Genomic DNA, 16,746 nt, shown 5'->3' with positions numbered 1-16,746 from the left:
TTGAGCAAACCTTTTACGTCATTCCGTCATGAGCTTTCCGGCTGCCTCCACCCCCGAAATCATCGCCGCCATCGTTTTTGCGGTAGCGGTCGTGCATACGTTTTCCACGAAATTCTTTGCGCATCTGGCCCATATCCAGCCGCGCCACGCCGGGCTCTGGCATTTGCTGGGCGAGGTGGAGGTGGTGTTTGGCTTCTGGGCTTTCGTGCTCGTTGCCGTGCTGTTCTGGCTGTCTGGAAAGGATGCGGCCGTAGGCTACGTGGAGGGGCGCGATTTTACCGAGCCGATGTTCGTCTTCGTGGTGATGGTGATCGCGGCGAGCCGGCCCATCGTCACCAGCCTGATTGGCGTGGTTCGCCTGCTGGCTTCGGTGCTTCCCATCCACAGTTCGCTGGCTGTCTACTTTCTTTGCCTGTCCCTGGTGCCACTGCTGGGTTCCTTTGTCACGGAGCCGGCGGCCATGACCCTCGCCGCGCTGATGCTGCGTGACAGCTACTTCCAGCGGGGCCTCTCCAACCGCCTGAAGTACGCCACGCTGGGCATGCTCTTCGTCAATATTTCGATTGGCGGAACGCTGACCCATTTTGCCGCGCCGCCCGTGCTGATGGTTGCGGCCACCTGGCAGTGGGATACCCCGTTCATGTTGTCCACGTTTGGCTGGAAGGCTGCCATCGCGGTGCTTCTGAATGCCCTTGTGATCACCTGGATCTTCCGGCGCGAACTCGTGGCCAAAGGACGGGTTGAGAGCGACTCCCACCGCGCGCCCACACCGCTTGCGGTGGCCGGCATTCACCTGAGCTTTCTGGTCGGGGCCGTTTTCTTTGCGCATCACCCCGTCGTGTTCATGGGGATTTTCCTGTTGTTCCTTGGCTTCACCGACGCCTACAAGACCCATCAGGATCGGCTGATCCTGCGCGAGGGCCTGCTGGTTGCCTTCTTTCTGGCGGGCCTCGTGGTGCTTGGCGGCTTGCAGAAATGGTGGCTGCAGCATGTGCTGGTGGGGGTCGAGCCGACGGCGCTCTATTTTCTTGCCACGTCACTCACGGCGCTTACCGACAATGCCGCGCTCACCTACCTTGCGGCCCAGGTGGACGGCGTTTCGGACAGCTTCAAGTATGCAATCGTTGCCGGGGCGGTGACGGGTGGCGGCCTCACGATCATCGCCAACGCCCCCAATCCGGCGGGGGTGGCAATCCTCAAGTCGAGTTTCGACGACGAGTCGGTGAGTCCTCTCGGCCTGTTTCTGGCTGCGTTGCCGCCAACCTGTGTGGCGATTCTGGCCTTTCAGTTGCTGTGACGGTCGCCTCACTGTGTTTTAAAAAACGTCAAAAACATTAAAAACGTCTTTATTTTTTTAATCGTTAAAAGTGATAATACAAAAAATCTGATTGTTCCATTGCTATGAACCACGACGCCCATCCTTCTTTGACATGCTCAACCCGTGACGCGGCCAGCCTGCTCGGCATCAGCGTTCGCACCGCCCAGCTATGGGTCGAGGACGGGCGTCTCAGGGCATGGAAGACGCCGGGCGGGCATCGCAGGATTCTGGTCGAATCGGTTGATCGGCTGCTCGACGAGCAGCGTCGGGCCGGCGTGGTCGAAGATCGGCCGTTCGGGATCCTGCTTCTGCGGGAGAACGATGAAGAGCGGGCCGGGTTGCAGAAGCAGCTTCGCCATGCGCTGTCCATGTGCACCATCAGTACGGCTGCGAGCGGCTTCGAGGGGCTCATCCGGATCGGCGAGACGCCGCCGGATGTCTTGATCATCGACCTGGGCGTGACCGGTCTGGATTTCTTCCGGATGATCCATTCCCTCGCCGGACACGTGCGCGAAAAGGCGATGCGGGTGGTGGTCCTGCTCGCTTCCGGCGCAGACCGGGCCACGGTGAGTGCGCGTCTGCCCGATGGGATCATGCTGGTCGACCCGCCAGTTGATGGCGCCGAACTTGCTGCGCTGGTGTGGGGGCTCCTGCGTCACCCGCCTCGCGTTGCCGCTGCGGGTGTTGGCGTCGTGCCGCTTCCCGCTGCGCAGGCGCAAGCTGCTGCGAGGTAAGCGCGGGCGAGCGTCGTCCGTTGTCGTAAAAGCGTGGCGACAAGCTGAGTTCGGTCAGCCCCGGTTAGAACCCTTTTTTTAGCGCCACCACCGCCCGGCCGCGGCCAAGCGATGGTTAGCAGGAGAGCGTCGCCAGCCTTCGTCCCGGCATCACGCTTTCCTGATAGGCGCGGGCTTGGGCACGATTGAGTTCGGATTGCTGTTCGCCGAAGGCGTCGCGCTCTTTCAGGCTGCCACGCGTCGCCTCGATGGAGCGGATACAGCGCCAGCGAACACCCGAGCGGGTCATCATTTTTCGCATCGTTTCCGGGTGGTGGTAGGTCATGCAGTGGTAGCAATAGACTTTGTTTGTCACTGTTTCCTCGTCACGGCGTATCCCATGCGTTGGCGTGGCCGGGGCTGCAGGCACGCCTCCAGAATCCTTTCGCAGGATGCTTTCTGCAGGTTTCAGGACGATGACGGAAGTTATCAGGCTGCCGGGTATTGCCGTCCGTTCAGCAGATCCTCGCCCGCAGCACGTGTCGGCGCTTGGCCGGCAGCGAGCGGAAGCAGGATCAGGCAGGGGCCTCTAGAACGGCGGCGGGCTTAGCAGCCGGATTGGCTGCCCCGTGAGCGGATGGGGCAGGGTCAGTTCCGTTGCGTGCAGAAGCAGGCGTGGAGCGGCCTTGCAGGTGGCTTCATCGGCGTAGAGCTCGTCGCCAAGAATGGCGTGGCCGATCGCCTGCATGTGCACCCGCAACTGGTGGGTGCGCCCGGTGTGGGGGCGCAGGTCGACGCGGCTGGTGTTGCTGGCGGTGTCGTGCGACAGCAGCGCGTAGACGCTGAGCGAGGCTTTGCCGAGTTCGAAATCCACCTTTTGCCGTGGCCGGTTAGGCCAGTCGCAGATCAGCGGCAGATTCACTTCGCCGCTCTGTGCGTCGGGTTTTCCGGTAACCACCGCCACGTAACGCTTTTCGACCTGTCGTTGCTGGAAGGCGATGCTGAGACGGCGCTCCATGGCCGCGCCGCGCGCCATGACGATCAACCCCGAGGTGGCCATGTCCAGGCGATGCACGATGCGCGCGTCGGGATATTCGGCCTGCACGCGGGTGGCCAGGCTGTCGGCGTTGGCCGGGCCGCGGCCCGGCACCGACAGTAGGCCCGACGGCTTGTCGAGAACGATCAATGCTTCGTCGATGTACAGCACGCAGGGTGCGCCAGGCGGGGGCGAGTAGATCAGCGGCGGCGGGGTGGGCATGGCGGAGCGGCTTCGGCGGGGGGCTGCATTCTGGCACAGTCTTTTCCGCGGGGTGCGCGGGCGCTGCGCCAGGCGTCGGGCGGTGCTATTGCCGTGCTTGTGTCAATCGCGTGTATCGATCGGGTGGGGGCCCGTCAGGCCACCCTGAGTTCCGGTTTCCGGGCTTTTACGTGGCGGACGATCATGTCCCGCAGCGCGGCCTGGCTATAGGGCTTGGGCAGGAAGTCGTCCATCCCGCAGGCACGGGCGCGTTCCTGGTCGTCCAGGCTTGCGTTGCCGGATACGGCGACGATGGGAATGTGGCGCGGGCCGCCCTGTTCGGCCTGGCGGATGCGGCGGGTGGTTTCGTAGCCGTCCAGAACCGGCATCTCTCCGTCCATCAGGATCAGGTCGAATGGGTGGCGTTCGAGCAGGGCCAGCACTTCGGCACCGTTGCTGGCCGTGGTGACTTCGCAGTGGAATTGTTCGAGCTGCATGGTGGCGAGCACCTGATTGACGCTGTCGTCATCCGCCACGAGCACCCGCGTGCCGGCCAGGGTGGCACGGGTGTCGGTGTTGTCGAGAGGGTGGTGCGGTACGTTTGCAGACAGGCGGGCGTCCTGGCGGATCGGTACGGTCACCGTAAACCAGAAGTTGGAGCCCTGGCCGGGATCGCTGTCCACGCCGATCTCGCCGCCCATCAGATCCACCAGTTGCTGGCAGATGGCCAGGCCCAGCCCGGTGCCGCCAAAGCGCCGCGCGTAGGAGCTGTCGGCCTGGGTAAAGGGGGTGAAGAGGCGCGGCACGACCGCCGGATCGATGCCGATTCCGTTGTCGGCGACGCTGAAGTGCAGCAGGGCCCGGGGGCCGTCGATGCTGTCGAGGCGTCGGTGGTCGAGGCGCAGCGTGATCTCGCCCTGGCTGGTGAACTTGAGCGCGTTGGCGATCAGGTTGCTGAGGATCTGGCGCAGGCGGATCGGGTCGGCTTCGATCACGACGGGCAGGGTGTCGGCAATCCGGCACTGGATCAACAGCCCCTTTTCACACGCCTGTGGCTGGAAGAAAGCGGCCACGTCCTCGACGATCTCCCGCGGGTTGCACGAAATGGCCTCGACCGCCATGCGCCCGGCTTCGAGCTTCGAGAAGTCGAGAATGTCGTTGATGACCCGCATCAGGCTGTCGGCCGACAGGCGGATGTGGCGGAGGAGTCGCTGCTGTTCGTCATCGAGCCGGGTGAAGGCGAGCAGATCGGCCATTCCGATGACGCCGTTCATCGGGGTGCGGATTTCGTGGCTGACGCTGGCGAGGAACAAGGACTTGGCCTGGTTGGCCTCTTCTGCAGCCTGTTTGGCCACGCGCAGATCGGCATCCCGGGCCTCGATCTGGTCGAGCATGGCGTTGAATCCGTTCATCAGCGTGCCGATTTCGTTGTCGCTGGCGGCCGCAACACGCACCGCGTAGTTGCGTGTGGTGCCGACTTTTTCCATCTGCCGGGCAAGGTGCCTGACGGGTGTTGCGATCAGGCGCTGCAGGCGGGCGGCGAGAATCCAGGCAAGCATGCCGGCGACGCCGAGAATGGCGAGTGCCGTGAGAAGCCGCTGGCGAACCAGATCGTTCAGGGGCGACAGGTCGAAGCAGGCCTCTACGGTGCCGAGGTGTTGCGTGCCGGAGCGCACTGGCCGGGTGACCTTCAGGAATGGTTCGAAGAGCAGGGCGTTCAGCGCACCGTGCGATCGGCCGGGCTGCGGGCAAGCCCCTGCGTTGCCGTGGGCGCGCTGCGGGCTGCGGTAGCGGGCAAATTCGCTACCGTCCGGCAGGCGCAGGGTGACGGCGATGACCGTGCTGTCGGCGCCGAGCGTGGCGAGAATTTCGCCAGCTGATTCCGGGGCACGGCTTGCGAGGGCGGTGGCGCCATTCACCGCAAGCAGCCGGGTCAGGCTTTCGGCGCTCTCCTGGCGCATGCGGGCCGCGGATTGAAGCTCACCGGCAAGAAGGAAGACGAGCACGGCAGCAAGTCCGACTACGGTCGTGAAAATTGCGACGAGAACGATCTGCTGCCTGATCGAAAGATCAAGCAGCAGGCGGCTCATCGCTTTGCGGATGCGGCGGGGGGAGAGGGGGAATGGGGGGCTTGGCAAGGCTGTGAGCGGTGCCCTCGGCATCTAAGCGAAAACCGGGCTAATTTTGGTAAGAGGCTGAAAACAGTCGGGATTGTAACGATTAAACCTATATCTAAAGAAATAGATTTTGATTTTCCCCGCATAAAGGCAAGGGGCTGGAAGGATTCCGTGCTGACCAACGCTGATTGAGCGGGCAGGCCCCGGTCGAACTCGAACTCTGCCCGCCGGTTGGCCATGCTGTGGATTCCGCGGTGCTTTCGGGTGTGCGTCATGCCGCGGCAAGCTTCGATACTCGGAGCGCGAGTCCGGCCGGGATGCTAACATCATTACCCTTCGAAAACTGAACCTTTATCCTCGATGGAAGAAAAAAACGCACCGGACTCTGCCGAAATCCAGACGTCGAAAGACATGCTCAAAGCCTTGCGTCAGGAGTTCGCGGTTTTTGGCGACTTCAAACCGCTCGCGATCGGCATCGACAAGCAACTGATGGCGCTGCGCCCCGACTTCAGCAAAAAGCTCCTGAGGCCGGCGATGGGCTTGCATACGCGATCGATTCCCTACCTGAAGTCGCTGCAAAGCGCAGAAGTGCGCTTCAATCTTGACGGCAGCCCGGCCGATCCGGTGTCGCCTGCCCAGCGCGAACTTGCCTCGCAGACCCTGCGCGAGCACTTCAAGGCCCGTGCCGACAAGCACAAGGCCGAGAAAGCCCAGCAGGCCGCAGCCGCCGCCGCCGTGGCCGCGGAACAGGAACGCCTCCGCAAACTGACTGAACTCGCTGAAAAGTTCGGCCGCAAGTAATACATTCTTCCGGGGGCGCCTTGGCTGCAGCTGCGGCCGAGAGCACCACGCCCCAGCCGTCATCAATCTTCTTGTGCGCGGCGTATCTCGTTCCCTCCGCCTGCAGCACCCCGGCGGCTACGCTTGATCTCTCACGCACCGATTTGTTGCATCGTGGAATCACCCATCCGGCGTAAGGGCACTGTTTTGGTGCAAGTTGGGCGCGATGTGCCGTCAAGTGTTTTGTTTTTCGGGATTTTTTGCCTGGCACGCTTCTCGCTAATCAAAAAGTGGTATTCCCGCTTCAAAACATGACAGGCGACTGCTGATGGCCAACAATAAATTCTTCAATGAAATGACGGCGGACGACGGGAGCGTTCGTGCCCATTACGCGGCTTACGCCGCGTGGCTGCGCGACACACCTTCAGAGCGCATCGCCCGCAAGCGTGCAGAGGCTGATTCCCTTTTTCATCGCTACGGCATCACTTTTGCTGTGTATGGCGAAGAGTCGGGAACCGAGCGACTCATCCCCTTCGACATCATCCCGCGCATCATTCCCGCTGCGGAATGGAAGGGGCTTGAAACTGGCATGCGCCAGCGGGTCAAGGCACTCAATGCCTTCATCCACGATATCTACCACGACCAGGACATTCTCCGGGCCGGCCGCATTCCTGCCGAGCAGGTTCTCAATAACGCCCAGTACCGCCCCGAGATGAAGGGCGTTGATGTGCCGTGTAACGTCTATGCCCACATTGCCGGTGTGGATGTGGTGCGCGCCGGGGCCGGCGAGTTCTACGTGCTGGAAGACAACCTGCGTGTGCCCTCCGGCGTGTCCTACATGCTCGAAGACCGGCGCATGATGATGCGTCTCTTCCCCGAGCTTTTTGCACGCCACCGGATTGCGCCGGTCGAGCACTATCCGGACGTTCTGCTGCACACGCTGCGCAGCGTCGCGCCAGTGGGCGTGACCGATCCGACCGTGGTCGTCATGACGCCGGGAGCGCACAACAGCGCCTATTTCGAACACGCCTTCCTGGCCCAGCAAATGGGCGTGGAACTGGTGGAAGGGCAGGATCTCTTCGTTCGCGAAGACCAGGTCTACATGCGCACCACCCAGGGGCCGCGCCGGGTGGACGTAATCTATCGCCGCGTGGATGACGACTTCCTCGATCCCAAGGCCTTCCGCAAGGATTCGATGATCGGCGTGCCGGGCCTGCTCGACGCCTACCGCGCGGGGCGGGTCACGCTCTCCAACGCAATCGGCACCGGCGTAGCCGACGACAAGTCGATCTACCCCTACGTGCCCGAGATGATCCGCTTCTACCTGGGCGAGGAGCCGATCCTCAACAACGTGCCCACCTACATGTGCCGCAAGCCGGAAGACCTCGCCTACACCCTGGCGCACCTGTCGGAGCTGGTCGTGAAGGAAGTGCACGGGGCGGGTGGCTACGGCATGCTCGTCGGCCCGGCTTCGACGAAGGAGCAGATCGCAACCTTCCGCAAGTATCTCGAAGCCAACCCCGAAAAATACATCGCCCAGCCCACGCTGGCCCTTTCGAATTGTCCGACCTTCGTCGATAGCGGCGTTGCGCCGCGCCACCTGGATCTGCGCCCCTTCGTGCTTTCCGGCAGCGAAGTGCAACTGGTGCCGGGCGGGCTGACCCGCGTCGCGCTGAACGAAGGATCGCTGGTGGTGAACTCGTCGCAAGGCGGCGGCACCAAAGACACCTGGGTACTGGAGGCCTGACATGCTAAGCCGAACCGCAGACCATCTATTCTGGATGGCACGCTACATGGAGCGTGCCGAAAACACCGCGCGCATTCTCGACGTAACCTATCGCCTGAGCCTCCTGCCCCAGAACGGAGAGGACGTCGAGGCGATGTGGGACGGAATGCTCAAGATCATGGAGCTGCAGGACGCATTCCTCGCCCGGCATCCGGTCTTCAGCACCGAGGCCGTGCTCGAGTTCATGATCTTCGATCGCGACAACCCGGGCAGCATCTACCGCTGCCTGCGCGCCAGCCGCGAGAATGCCCATGCCGTGCGCGGCACCTTGACCTCGGAGTTGTGGGAAACCTCCAACGCCAGCTGGCTCAAGATGCGTGATTTCACGCTGGCCAAGCTCATGGAGAGCGGGCCGGAAGCCTTCTTCGAATGGGTCAAGTACCGCTCGCACCTCTCTCGCGGCGTCACCATCGGCACCATGCTGCAGGACGAAGCCCTGCGCTTCATCCGTCTCGGCACCTTCCTCGAGCGTGCCGACAACACCGCGCGCATCCTCGAGGTCAAATACCTCAACCTGTTGCCCGGGGCCGAGGATGACACCCACACCAGCGACTACTACCAGTGGAGCGCGCTCCTGCATTCGGTGTCAGCCTTCGAGGTCTATCGCAAGGTCTACCGCGATCAGATCACCCCCATGCGCGTTGCCGAACTGCTGATCCTGCGTGCCGACATGCCGCGCTCCCTGGCGCGCTGTCTGAAGGAAGTCCACACCAACCTGAGCCGCGTCGCCAACGCCCGCTCGGCCGAAACCGAGCGACTCGCTGGCGAACTCGAATCGCATCTGCACTTCGGGCGCATCGAGCGGATCTTCGAACGCGGCATGCGTAAGTACCTCGAAGATTTCCGCGATCGCATCTTCGATCTGGGCTGCCGCATCTCCGACGACTTCCTGATTCCGGCTACTGCATAAAAAATTGAATTTAGACTTGGCAAAATCGGAATCGATGTCTATAATGCGCAGCTTGTCGGGGCGTAGCGCAGCCTGGTAGCGCACTTGCATGGGGTGCAAGGGGTCGCGAGTTCGAATCCCGCCGCCCCGACCAAAGGAAACAAGCACTTAGGCCACTCTTCGGAGTGGCCTAAGTGCTTTTCAGCGTTTGATGTTTAGATTTTTCCCCACAAAATCAAAAGCTGGCAGTCTGCACGCTGCTGCAGCGTGCCTCCCACTGGCTGCGCGTCCGCTGGACGTAGGCAAAGCAAAAGAGGGCGTTGCCTGCCAGGGCCGGTAGTCGCTAATTCCAACTGGCTTCGTGGGGCAGGGTTCCGGGCTGCTTCAAGCTCCGCTTCCACGAGTCCGAAGAACTCAGGCGGGCGAGCCCTCAAGGCCGTGCCCAGCTCGAAAACCGTCTTCACGCTTGCGGAGTTCTTCCCGAGTCGATCACCGAGATGTCGTTCCAATCAAGGCCCGCTGCGAAGGCGGGCTTTTTCTGCGACAAGCGTTTTCGCTATCGAAGTTTCCGTATGGATCGTCCGGATGCCTGATGTGGTTCTGCTGCCTTGCTTGTTGCGTTGGCGAGGGGCGCGTGGGGCACAAAGGCCGGTGCTGATTTCCGGTCAGTGCGGACCTGGTTGAAGACCTCGTGACGGGCTGGCGGGCTTCACTGGACTTTCTCTCCGATCATGCGTTTGTAGAGCGCAATGATTTCTCCGACCAGGCCGCGCCTGAAGGCCATGACGCAGGCGGCGAAGATAAAGCCCATGATGACGGTGACCATCGAGCCGACCTTGTCGGCCAATTCGTTCTGGAGGGTAACGATGACTGCGGCACCGACAACGGGCCCAAACACGGTGCCGACGCCGCCAAGAAGCGTCATCAGGACGACTTCGCCCGAGGTGTGCCAGTGGGCGTCGGAGAGTGTGGCAAAGGTGAAGACCAGGGTCTTCAGTGCGCCAGCCAGGCCGCTGACGGCGGCCGAGAGCACAAAGGCGAGCAGTTTGTATTTATTGACGTCATAGCCGAGTGATATGGCACGGGCTTCATTTTCACGGATGGCCTTGAGGATCTGCCCGAAGGGCGAATGGATGCTGCGGTGAATGAGCCAAAAGGCGCTAACGGAGACGGCGAGGACCAGGTAGTACAACGTGGTGTCGGACGACAGGCTGATGCCGAAGAGTGAGCCGCGGGGCACGCTCTGTAACCCGTCTTCACCGCCGGTGAATTCGCTTTGCAGGAAGATGAAAAACATCAACTGAGCCAGGGCGAGGGTGCTCATCGCGAAGTAGATGCCTTGTCGCCGGATGGCCAGTGTGCCGACGACCCAGCCGAGGGCGCCTGCGCCGAGCGTGCCTATGACAAGGCCCGCGAGGGTGGGCAGCTCCCACACCTTCAGGGCATGCCCCGTCAGGTAGGCGGCGCTGCCCAGGAAGGCGGCGTGGCCGAAGGACAGCAAGCCGGTGTAGCCCAGCAAGAGGTTGAACGCGCAGGCAAAGACCGCAAAGCACATGATTTTCATGAGCAGCACCGGATAGACCAGTGTCGGAGCCACCAGGAGGAGTGCTACGGCAGCCAGGTAGCCGTAGGGCAGGCGTTGTGGGTTCATTTATGCTCCTTTTCCGAACAGGCCTGCCGGGCGGAGCCACAGGACGATGGCCATGATGACGAAGACGATGACCGCGCTGGCTTCCGGGTAGAAAACCTTGGTCAGGCCCTCAACCACTCCGAGGCCAAGACCGGTGATTACCGAGCCGAGAATGGAACCCATGCCCCCGATTACGACCACGGCGAAGACGAGGATGATCATGTTCGAGCCCATGAGCGGGCTGACCTGAGTGGTTGGCGCAGCCAGCACGCCGGCCAGCCCGGCGAGGCCGACGCCGAAGCCGTAGGTGAGCATCACCATTACGGGGACGTTGATACCGAAGGCCTGGGTCAGTTTGGGGTTCTCGGTGGCGGCGCGCAGGTAAGCGCCCAGCCGGGTCTTCTCGATCATGTACCAGGTAAACAGGCATACGGTCAGCGAGGCGCCAATGACCCACGCTCTGTACTTGGGCAGGAACATGAAGCCCAGATCGAGCGCACCGGTGAGTTCGTCCGGGATCGAGTAGGGCTTGCCGGTCGCGCCGAACAGGTAGCGAAAGCCGCCTTCGATCATTAGGGCGATGCCGAAGGTGAGGAGCAGCGCGTAGAGGTAATCGAGTTTGTACAGACGCTGCAGCAGCAGGCGCTCCAATACGATGCCGATGGCGGCAACGCTGAGGGGAACGAGGAGCAGCGCCCACCAGTAGCCAAGGCCAAAGTATTCCATGGCCATCCAGGTGAACAGCGCGCCCAGCATGTAGCAGGCGCCATGACAGAAGTTGATGATGTGCAGCATGCCGAAGATCACGGCCAGGCCAAGACTCAGCACCGCATAGAAGGAACCATTGACCAGCCCGAGGGTGAGCTGACCCATCAGGCTCGGAAGGGGGACGCCAAAAATTTCGATCATCGGATGAGGCTCCAAAAATGTGGGCAGGGTGCGAGGGAGGCACCCTGCCCGATAGCCGACGAGGGCCAAGTGGAGACGGGCTGAGGCGCAGACGGATGGGGGAGGGGCGTCGAGTTCATACGCCCAGCGTCTCTTGAAGGAACGCCTGCTTTTCCTGGAGTTCGTGTTGTGCGATTTCGGCGACGACCTGGCCGTGCTCGACGATGAACATGCGATCGGCCAATGGCGCGGCGAAGCGGAAGTTCTGTTCCACCAGCACGATGGTGTAACCCCGTTGTTTGAGGGTCTGGATGATTTCGGCCAATTTTTGAACAATCACCGGGGCCAGCCCTTCGGAGATTTCGTCGAGCAACAGAAGGCGCGCGCCGGTGCGCAGGATGCGGGCCATGGCCAGCATCTGCTGCTCGCCGCCAGACATCTTGGTGCCCTGGCTGTGGCGCCTCTCCTTGAGGTTGGGGAACATCTCGTAGAGTTCCTCGACGCTCATTCCGCCGCTGCCGACCTTGGGGGGCAGCATCAGGTTCTCTTCGCAGGTGAGGCTGGAGTAGATGCCGCGCTCCTCCGGGCAGTAGCCCACGCCAAGCTGGGCGATTTTGTGGGGCGCCAGATTCACCGCCTCACGGCCGTTGATCATGATTGAGCCAGTCCGCTTGCCGGTGAGGCCCATGATGGCGCGCAGCGTGGTGGTCCGCCCGGCACCGTTACGGCCGAGCAGACTGACGCATTCGCCACGCCGAACGGTGAAATCCATGCCATGGAGCACATGGGATTCACCATAAAAGGCATGCAGGCTGGAAACCCGCAGGTATTCGGTGGATTGCATCAATGCCCCCCTGTGGCCTGATGGGCCGCTTCGGTGCCCATGTAGGCCTCGATGACGGCCGGGTTGGTGGACACGGAGGCATAGTCCCCCTGAGCCAGAATGGAACCGCGGGCGAGGACGGTGATGGCGTCACAGATGCCGGAAACAACCTTCATGTTGTGCTCGACCATCAGGATGGTGCGGTTTTCGGAGACTTTCTTGATGAGTTGCGTGACCTTGTCCACGTCCTCATGCCCCATGCCCTGAGTGGGTTCGTCAAGGAGCATCATTTCGGGCTCGAGGGCGAGGGTGGTGGCGATTTCCAGGGCCCGCTTGCGGCCGTAGGGGAGCTCGACTGCGACCATGCGGGCGTAGGTTTCCAGCCCGACCAGGGCGAGGATTTCCATGGCTTTGTCGTCGAGCTTGTCGAGGCTGCGTTCCGTCTTCCAGAAATGAAAGCTGGTGCCGAGCCGTCGTTGCAGGGCGATCCGGATGTTTTCCCGCACCGTGAGATGCGGGAAAACCGCTGAGATCTGGAACGAGCGGATGACCCCCATGCGGGCGATCTTCTGCGGTGCTTCGCGGGTGATGTCGACACCCTTGAAATGGATGCTGCCCCGGGTGGGCTCCAGGAACTTCGTCAGCAGGTTGAAACATGTGGTCTTGCCTGCACCGTTGGGGCCGATCAGGGCGTGGATATGACCTTTTCGGATCTTCAGATCCACGCCATTCACCGCCACGAAGCCCCGGAATTCCTTCACCAGACCGGAGGTCTCGAGGATGAACTCCGGAGCAGAGCCTGCTGCGGTCGGGTTGTGTCCGCTCATTCTGGCTTTCTCACTCGGACCAGCCGATTAGTTGCCAAACGCGGCGATGCCGGTTTGGGGGCGGCCAATGTTCAGCGCGCGGATGTCGTGGGGGCCTTCGCAGGTGAATTCCGCTGCGCCGAGATGCTCTTGCTCCGGGCGCCGGCAGCGCTGCAAGCCGAAATCGATTGCAGTGGGAGCACAGCCGCTTCCGGCAAAGCGGCTGGCGGATTCAACTCGCGCTTTTTGTTCGTCAGTAAGGCTGAAGTCCATCTTTGATCCCTTTCCTGTTACGAGTGGCTGGATTCTAGGAACGCACCTTATTTCTGTCAATATATTTACTTAAATGGTCAGTTGTTTTTTTGAATTAAAAATCGATGTGCGATAGCAAAGTCAAAAAACTATTTTAAAACATTGGTTTAAAACTTTGCTTTTTTGCATCGCAGCATGTGAATCAAGCAGTCTTTTTTCAAAAAAGGTAAATATGTTGACTTAAATCCGTCTTGTCGATACGTTGCGTGCCATCGCGGAACCCCCGTGATCAACGAAGGCCACAACAAAGGAGCGAGACATGCAGAAGAAAATAAAACGAAGCGGTGTTGCAGGCGATTCCATGCCACGCGGGATCGGCGGCAGCCGAAAGTGGATCGGGATTGTGGTTGCGGGTGTCGTCCTGGGCGCGGCAGGAAGCGCGTTCGCCCAACAGAAGATCAGTGACGATGTTGTGAAAATTGGCGTCCTGACCGACATGTCTGGCGGCTACTCGGACTTCACCGGATCGGCGTCGGTGATTGCAGCTCAAATGGCGGTCGAGGACTTCGCGAAAAGCGGTGTGGTCGCTGGCAAGAAGATCGAGATCGTCAGCGCGGATCACCAGAACAAGGCGGATATCGGCGCGGAGCGAGCACGCAACTGGTTTGACCGGGACAAGGTCGATGTGATCGTCGAGCTGGTATCCACCAACGTGGCGCTGGCCGTCATGGATGTGGCCGAGCAGAAGAACAGGCTGGCCCTGGTGTCGGGCGCGGCAACCCAGTCGATCACCAACGAGCGCTGCAATGCCAGCACCGTGCATTGGGTGTACGACAGCTATGGCCTGGCATCGGGCACGGCCAAGGCGGTAATGAATGCGGGCAAGAAAAACTGGTACTTCATCGCGGCCGATTACACCGCGGGTGCGGCGATGGTCAAAGATGCCAGCCAGGTCGTCAGCGCTGGCGGCGGGAAGGTGCTGGGGGTCGCCAAGCACCCCTTTCCCAATCCGGATTTCTCGTCCTATCTGCTGAGCGCCCAGGCTTCCAAGGCGGACGTCATCGCGCTGGCCAACGGGGGGCAGGACACCATCACGGCGATCAAGCAGGCGGCCGAGTTCGGCATTGCCGGGTCAAAGCAGAGCCTCGTGCCGATCGTGCTCTTCATCAACGATGTGCATGCCCTCGGACTCAAGACCGCGCAGGGCTTGACCCTCACCGAAGGTTTCTACTGGAACCGTGACGCCAAGAGCCGTGCCTGGTCACGGCGTTTCTTCGAGCGTGCAAAGAAAATGCCCAGCATGGCCCATGCAGGTGTCTATTCCTCGGTCCTCAATTATCTGAAGGCTGTCGAGAAGACCGGCACCGACGACGCGGCGACGGTAATGAAGCAGCTCAAGTCGACAGACATCGACGACGGCCTGTTCAAGGGGCGCATTCGAGCGGACGGCAAGTTCGCCCACGACATGATGCTCCTCGAAGTGAAGAAACCCAGTGAATCCACCGAGCCGTGGGATTACTACCACGTCCGTGGCGTCATTCCGGCCGCCGATTCGGCGATGCCCCTGGCCCAGTCCAAATGCAAGTTGGTCCAGCGCTGATCCCCCTTATGCATTGATTTCGAAGAATGGGCCGATGACATTGGCCGTCAGTACTGCGTGCGCTGCTTAGGGTGCCAATAAAGGCGGTCGGCCCGGGGCGGGACGACGCGCAGCATAAAAAACCAGGACTGTATTGAACACATCCAAAGGAAAAACGATCATGAAAAATTGCAACGCATCACGGATTCGACCGCGCAAATTGGCCTACGGCATAGCAGTCATGGGTTTGGCTGCAGCAATGCCCGCATTTGCAGAAACGGAGGTCGAGGCGCTCAAGAGGGAGCTCGCCGAACAAAAGCAGTTGATTCAGAAGCTGATCGCCAATCAGGACTCGCAAACCCGGGCGATCGCCAAAATGGAAACCCAATCCGCTTCTGGCGCGACTGCAAAAGGATCGTCTGGTACGGCGATTCCGGGCATTACCTTCTACGGTACCGTCGATGTCAATGTCGCCAGCACGAATAGCGGCTTTGGCTCCAAGACCAGCATCAATTCCGGGGGCATGACAGCGTCGAGCGTAGGCGTCAAGGGGCAGAAGGATCTGGGTCATAAGCTCAGGGCAGTCGGCGAGGTGGAGGTCGGATTCGACCTGTCGACAGGGGGCGTAGGCAATGGTGCGGTCACGCCAGGCGTCAACGCCACATCTCCTTCTTCCGGTGGCTATCTTGGCAACGGCAATCAGATATTTTCGCGCCAGGCGTATGCAGGTCTGGCAAGTGACGACTTTGGCACCCTTACGCTGGGGCGCCAATATACCGGGTCGTATGTCGCTGCGGCGATCCTCGGCAATGCTTTTGGGCCGGGCTTTTTTGGCAGCGGCGCAACCTTTCTGCCCGTGGTTGGCGGAATGCCGACCCGCGTCAACAACTCGGTGGTGTACCGCACGCCTAACCTGAGCGGATTCAGTGGCTGGCTGACATATACGGTCGGTAGCGAGAACAACACCAGCCTCAATACCGCAGTTGGGAGCACCACGACAACCGATCAGGCCGGGTCAGGCTGGGATCTGGCTCTCTTTTACAAGACAGGTGCCCTTAGTACAGCCCTCACATCGTGGAACGTGCTTAACACCAGTTTCGTCACTGCAGGCGAGACGGCTCTGGCCAGGAAGTCAGGCTGGCAGGCTGTTGTGAATTACGACTTCGGGTTTGTCAAACTATATGGAACCCTGCTGTCCGGAAAAATTTCTGGCGGCAACTACGAAAATATAACCAGGACGCTATCTGAGTCTTCCGGTTGGAGCACCAGCGCAGCCATACCGTTTGGAGACGGCACGATAATAGCCAGCTACTCGAAACTCGACGACAAATCCTCGCTGAACAAGGATGGCAACCTCATCGGGCTTGCTTACACCTATCAATTGGTAAAAGGCACCAAGGTGTACGGCAGTTATGGCAAGTTGACCAACAATCAGAAGGCCAGCTACTCCTTGGCTAATGGTGGTGATCTGGTTGGCAATGTAGCCCGCCCAGGCTTTGACCCGACGGGCTACATGGTAGGCGTCAACTCGTCGTTCTAGCACTGGCACGTCAATAATAAGGCTGGCCCTGTGGCGTCAGCCTTATTTACCTGGCCGCTCCAACTCTGAACCACCCGCCTTCCGTGACGTGAGCGGCGATTCCTCCGTGCAGCGAACGAATGCGCTTCGCCTGTGGCGCAAAAGCAGCCGTCGGGCTCTGTGCGCGCCGCGCCGCAGGCCACTGATCAGGAAGGCGAGCAGGGCGGAGTTGGTGGAGGCGCTGTAGGCAGTGCATGAACTTGAGAGGGGCGACGGCGGATGCTGCTGATGTTTTTCTGATTTATCTCTCTAATCTCTTGACTGTTTTTGATAGTTCTCTATAATGCGGCCTCTCTTGCTGCAGCGGCTCCGGTGACGGAGCCGGGTGGTGAGGAGGTTGAGTTCGGAA

General features: G+C 60.9%; 16 protein-coding genes and 1 tRNA gene. 9 read left to right on the top strand and 8 right to left on the bottom strand.

Features of this window, described 5'->3' with window-relative positions:
• Window positions 1–28: 28 nt before the first annotated feature.
• Together Q1W26_RS00845 and Q1W26_RS00840 are read left to right on the top strand one after the other, a co-directional pair.
• Window positions 29–1,297 carry a putative Na+/H+ antiporter gene (locus tag Q1W26_RS00845; protein ID WP_300434599.1) on the top strand — a complete coding sequence of 423 codons (1,269 nt, stop codon included), beginning with the start codon at window positions 29–31 and terminating at the stop codon, window positions 1,295–1,297.
• Between the two features lie 104 nt (window positions 1,298–1,401).
• Window positions 1,402–2,052, top strand: coding sequence for a helix-turn-helix domain-containing protein (locus tag Q1W26_RS00840; protein WP_300434597.1), 651 nt, complete (start codon window positions 1,402–1,404; stop codon window positions 2,050–2,052).
• Window positions 2,053–2,167: 115 nt separating this feature from the next.
• Here the strand turns inward: Q1W26_RS00840 and Q1W26_RS00835 are convergent, their stop codons facing one another.
• The 3 genes from Q1W26_RS00835 to Q1W26_RS00825 form a co-directional block, all read right to left on the bottom strand.
• Window positions 2,168–2,407: a hypothetical protein gene (locus tag Q1W26_RS00835; protein WP_300434594.1), complete on the bottom strand. Its 240-nt coding sequence runs from the start codon at window positions 2,405–2,407 to the stop codon at window positions 2,168–2,170.
• Between the two features lie 213 nt (window positions 2,408–2,620).
• The gene (locus Q1W26_RS00830; RefSeq protein WP_300434592.1) at window positions 2,621–3,289 is read right to left on the bottom strand and encodes a pseudouridine synthase; all 669 of its coding nucleotides are present in this window, start codon (window positions 3,287–3,289) and stop codon (window positions 2,621–2,623) included.
• 134 nt (window positions 3,290–3,423) lie between these two features.
• Window positions 3,424–5,274, bottom strand: a complete 1,851-nt coding sequence (locus Q1W26_RS00825; RefSeq protein ID WP_300434589.1) for an ATP-binding protein — start codon at window positions 5,272–5,274, stop codon at window positions 3,424–3,426.
• On the opposite strand from Q1W26_RS00825, the gene Q1W26_RS00820 reads away from it, so the two are divergent.
• The 5 genes from Q1W26_RS00820 to Q1W26_RS00800 all read left to right on the top strand — a co-directional run bounded on the left by Q1W26_RS00820 (window position 5,242) and on the right by Q1W26_RS00800 (window position 8,994).
• The gene (locus tag Q1W26_RS00820; RefSeq protein ID WP_300434586.1) at window positions 5,242–5,577 is read left to right on the top strand and encodes a hypothetical protein; all 336 of its coding nucleotides are present in this window, start codon (window positions 5,242–5,244) and stop codon (window positions 5,575–5,577) included. The genes Q1W26_RS00825 and Q1W26_RS00820 overlap by 33 nt on opposite strands.
• Window positions 5,578–5,745: 168 nt before the next feature.
• On the top strand, window positions 5,746–6,186 hold the full coding sequence (locus Q1W26_RS00815; RefSeq protein ID WP_300434584.1) for a ProQ/FinO family protein: 441 nt from the start codon (window positions 5,746–5,748) through the stop codon (window positions 6,184–6,186).
• A 307-nt stretch (window positions 6,187–6,493) separates the two neighbouring features.
• The gene (locus Q1W26_RS00810; protein ID WP_300434581.1) at window positions 6,494–7,912 is read left to right on the top strand and encodes a circularly permuted type 2 ATP-grasp protein; all 1,419 of its coding nucleotides are present in this window, start codon (window positions 6,494–6,496) and stop codon (window positions 7,910–7,912) included.
• Window position 7,913: 1 nt separating this feature from the next.
• Window positions 7,914–8,861 carry an alpha-E domain-containing protein gene (locus Q1W26_RS00805; protein WP_300434578.1) on the top strand — a complete coding sequence of 316 codons (948 nt, stop codon included), beginning with the start codon at window positions 7,914–7,916 and terminating at the stop codon, window positions 8,859–8,861.
• Window positions 8,862–8,917: 56 nt separating this feature from the next.
• Window positions 8,918–8,994: transfer RNA gene (locus Q1W26_RS00800), tRNA-Pro, on the top strand.
• 555 nt (window positions 8,995–9,549) lie between these two features.
• On the opposite strand, the gene Q1W26_RS00795 is transcribed toward Q1W26_RS00800, so the two are convergent.
• The 5 genes from Q1W26_RS00795 to Q1W26_RS00775 all read right to left on the bottom strand — a co-directional run bounded on the left by Q1W26_RS00795 (window position 9,550) and on the right by Q1W26_RS00775 (window position 13,260).
• On the bottom strand, window positions 9,550–10,491 hold the full coding sequence (locus Q1W26_RS00795; protein ID WP_300434575.1) for a branched-chain amino acid ABC transporter permease: 942 nt from the start codon (window positions 10,489–10,491) through the stop codon (window positions 9,550–9,552).
• Window positions 10,492–11,376 carry a branched-chain amino acid ABC transporter permease gene (locus tag Q1W26_RS00790; protein WP_366143623.1) on the bottom strand — a complete coding sequence of 295 codons (885 nt, stop codon included), beginning with the start codon at window positions 11,374–11,376 and terminating at the stop codon, window positions 10,492–10,494. It abuts the gene before it with no gap.
• 118 nt (window positions 11,377–11,494) lie between these two features.
• Entirely contained in the window at window positions 11,495–12,202 is a 708-nt protein-coding gene (locus tag Q1W26_RS00785) for an ABC transporter ATP-binding protein (RefSeq protein WP_300434570.1), read from the bottom strand.
• Window positions 12,202–13,008, bottom strand: coding sequence for an ABC transporter ATP-binding protein (locus tag Q1W26_RS00780; protein ID WP_300434567.1), 807 nt, complete (start codon window positions 13,006–13,008; stop codon window positions 12,202–12,204). The genes Q1W26_RS00785 and Q1W26_RS00780 overlap by 1 nt, the downstream gene beginning before the upstream one ends.
• A 27-nt stretch (window positions 13,009–13,035) precedes the next feature.
• The gene (locus tag Q1W26_RS00775) at window positions 13,036–13,260 is read right to left on the bottom strand and encodes a hypothetical protein (RefSeq protein ID WP_300434565.1); all 225 of its coding nucleotides are present in this window, start codon (window positions 13,258–13,260) and stop codon (window positions 13,036–13,038) included.
• Between the two features lie 298 nt (window positions 13,261–13,558).
• On the opposite strand from Q1W26_RS00775, the gene Q1W26_RS00770 reads away from it, so the two are divergent.
• Entirely contained in the window at window positions 13,559–14,839 is a 1,281-nt protein-coding gene (locus tag Q1W26_RS00770) for an ABC transporter substrate-binding protein (RefSeq protein ID WP_300434563.1), read from the top strand.
• Window positions 14,840–14,999: 160 nt separating this feature from the next.
• Window positions 15,000–16,358 carry a porin gene (locus tag Q1W26_RS00765; RefSeq protein WP_300434560.1) on the top strand — a complete coding sequence of 453 codons (1,359 nt, stop codon included), beginning with the start codon at window positions 15,000–15,002 and terminating at the stop codon, window positions 16,356–16,358.
• The last annotated feature ends 388 nt before the right edge of the window (window positions 16,359–16,746 follow it).

Origin of the sequence: Zoogloea sp., from assembly GCF_030157465.1 — a bacterium.
GTDB lineage: Bacteria > Pseudomonadota > Gammaproteobacteria > Burkholderiales > Rhodocyclaceae > Zoogloea.
Note: the sequence above shows the minus strand (reverse complement) of the source record. Positions and strands in the feature narration are given on the sequence as shown.

What these genes read in the sequence shown, in the direction of transcription:
- Q1W26_RS00845 (WP_300434599.1), top strand. Translation starts at nt 29, where the DNA reads ATGAGCTTTCCGGCTGCCTCCACCCCCGAAATCATCGCCGCCATCGTT.
- Q1W26_RS00840 (WP_300434597.1), top strand. Translation starts at nt 1,402, where the DNA reads ATGAACCACGACGCCCATCCTTCTTTGACATGCTCAACCCGTGACGCG.
- Q1W26_RS00830 (WP_300434592.1), bottom strand. Translation starts at nt 3,289, where the DNA reads ATGCCCACCCCGCCGCCGCTGATCTACTCGCCCCCGCCTGGCGCACCC.
- Q1W26_RS00815 (WP_300434584.1), top strand. Translation starts at nt 5,746, where the DNA reads ATGGAAGAAAAAAACGCACCGGACTCTGCCGAAATCCAGACGTCGAAA.
- Q1W26_RS00810 (WP_300434581.1), top strand. Translation starts at nt 6,494, where the DNA reads ATGGCCAACAATAAATTCTTCAATGAAATGACGGCGGACGACGGGAGC.
- Q1W26_RS00805 (WP_300434578.1), top strand. Translation starts at nt 7,914, where the DNA reads ATGCTAAGCCGAACCGCAGACCATCTATTCTGGATGGCACGCTACATG.
- Q1W26_RS00795 (WP_300434575.1), bottom strand. Translation starts at nt 10,491, where the DNA reads ATGAACCCACAACGCCTGCCCTACGGCTACCTGGCTGCCGTAGCACTC.
- Q1W26_RS00785 (WP_300434570.1), bottom strand. Translation starts at nt 12,202, where the DNA reads ATGCAATCCACCGAATACCTGCGGGTTTCCAGCCTGCATGCCTTTTAT.
- Q1W26_RS00780 (WP_300434567.1), bottom strand. Translation starts at nt 13,008, where the DNA reads ATGAGCGGACACAACCCGACCGCAGCAGGCTCTGCTCCGGAGTTCATC.
- Q1W26_RS00775 (WP_300434565.1), bottom strand. Translation starts at nt 13,260, where the DNA reads ATGGACTTCAGCCTTACTGACGAACAAAAAGCGCGAGTTGAATCCGCC.
- Q1W26_RS00770 (WP_300434563.1), top strand. Translation starts at nt 13,559, where the DNA reads ATGCAGAAGAAAATAAAACGAAGCGGTGTTGCAGGCGATTCCATGCCA.
- Q1W26_RS00765 (WP_300434560.1), top strand. Translation starts at nt 15,000, where the DNA reads ATGAAAAATTGCAACGCATCACGGATTCGACCGCGCAAATTGGCCTAC.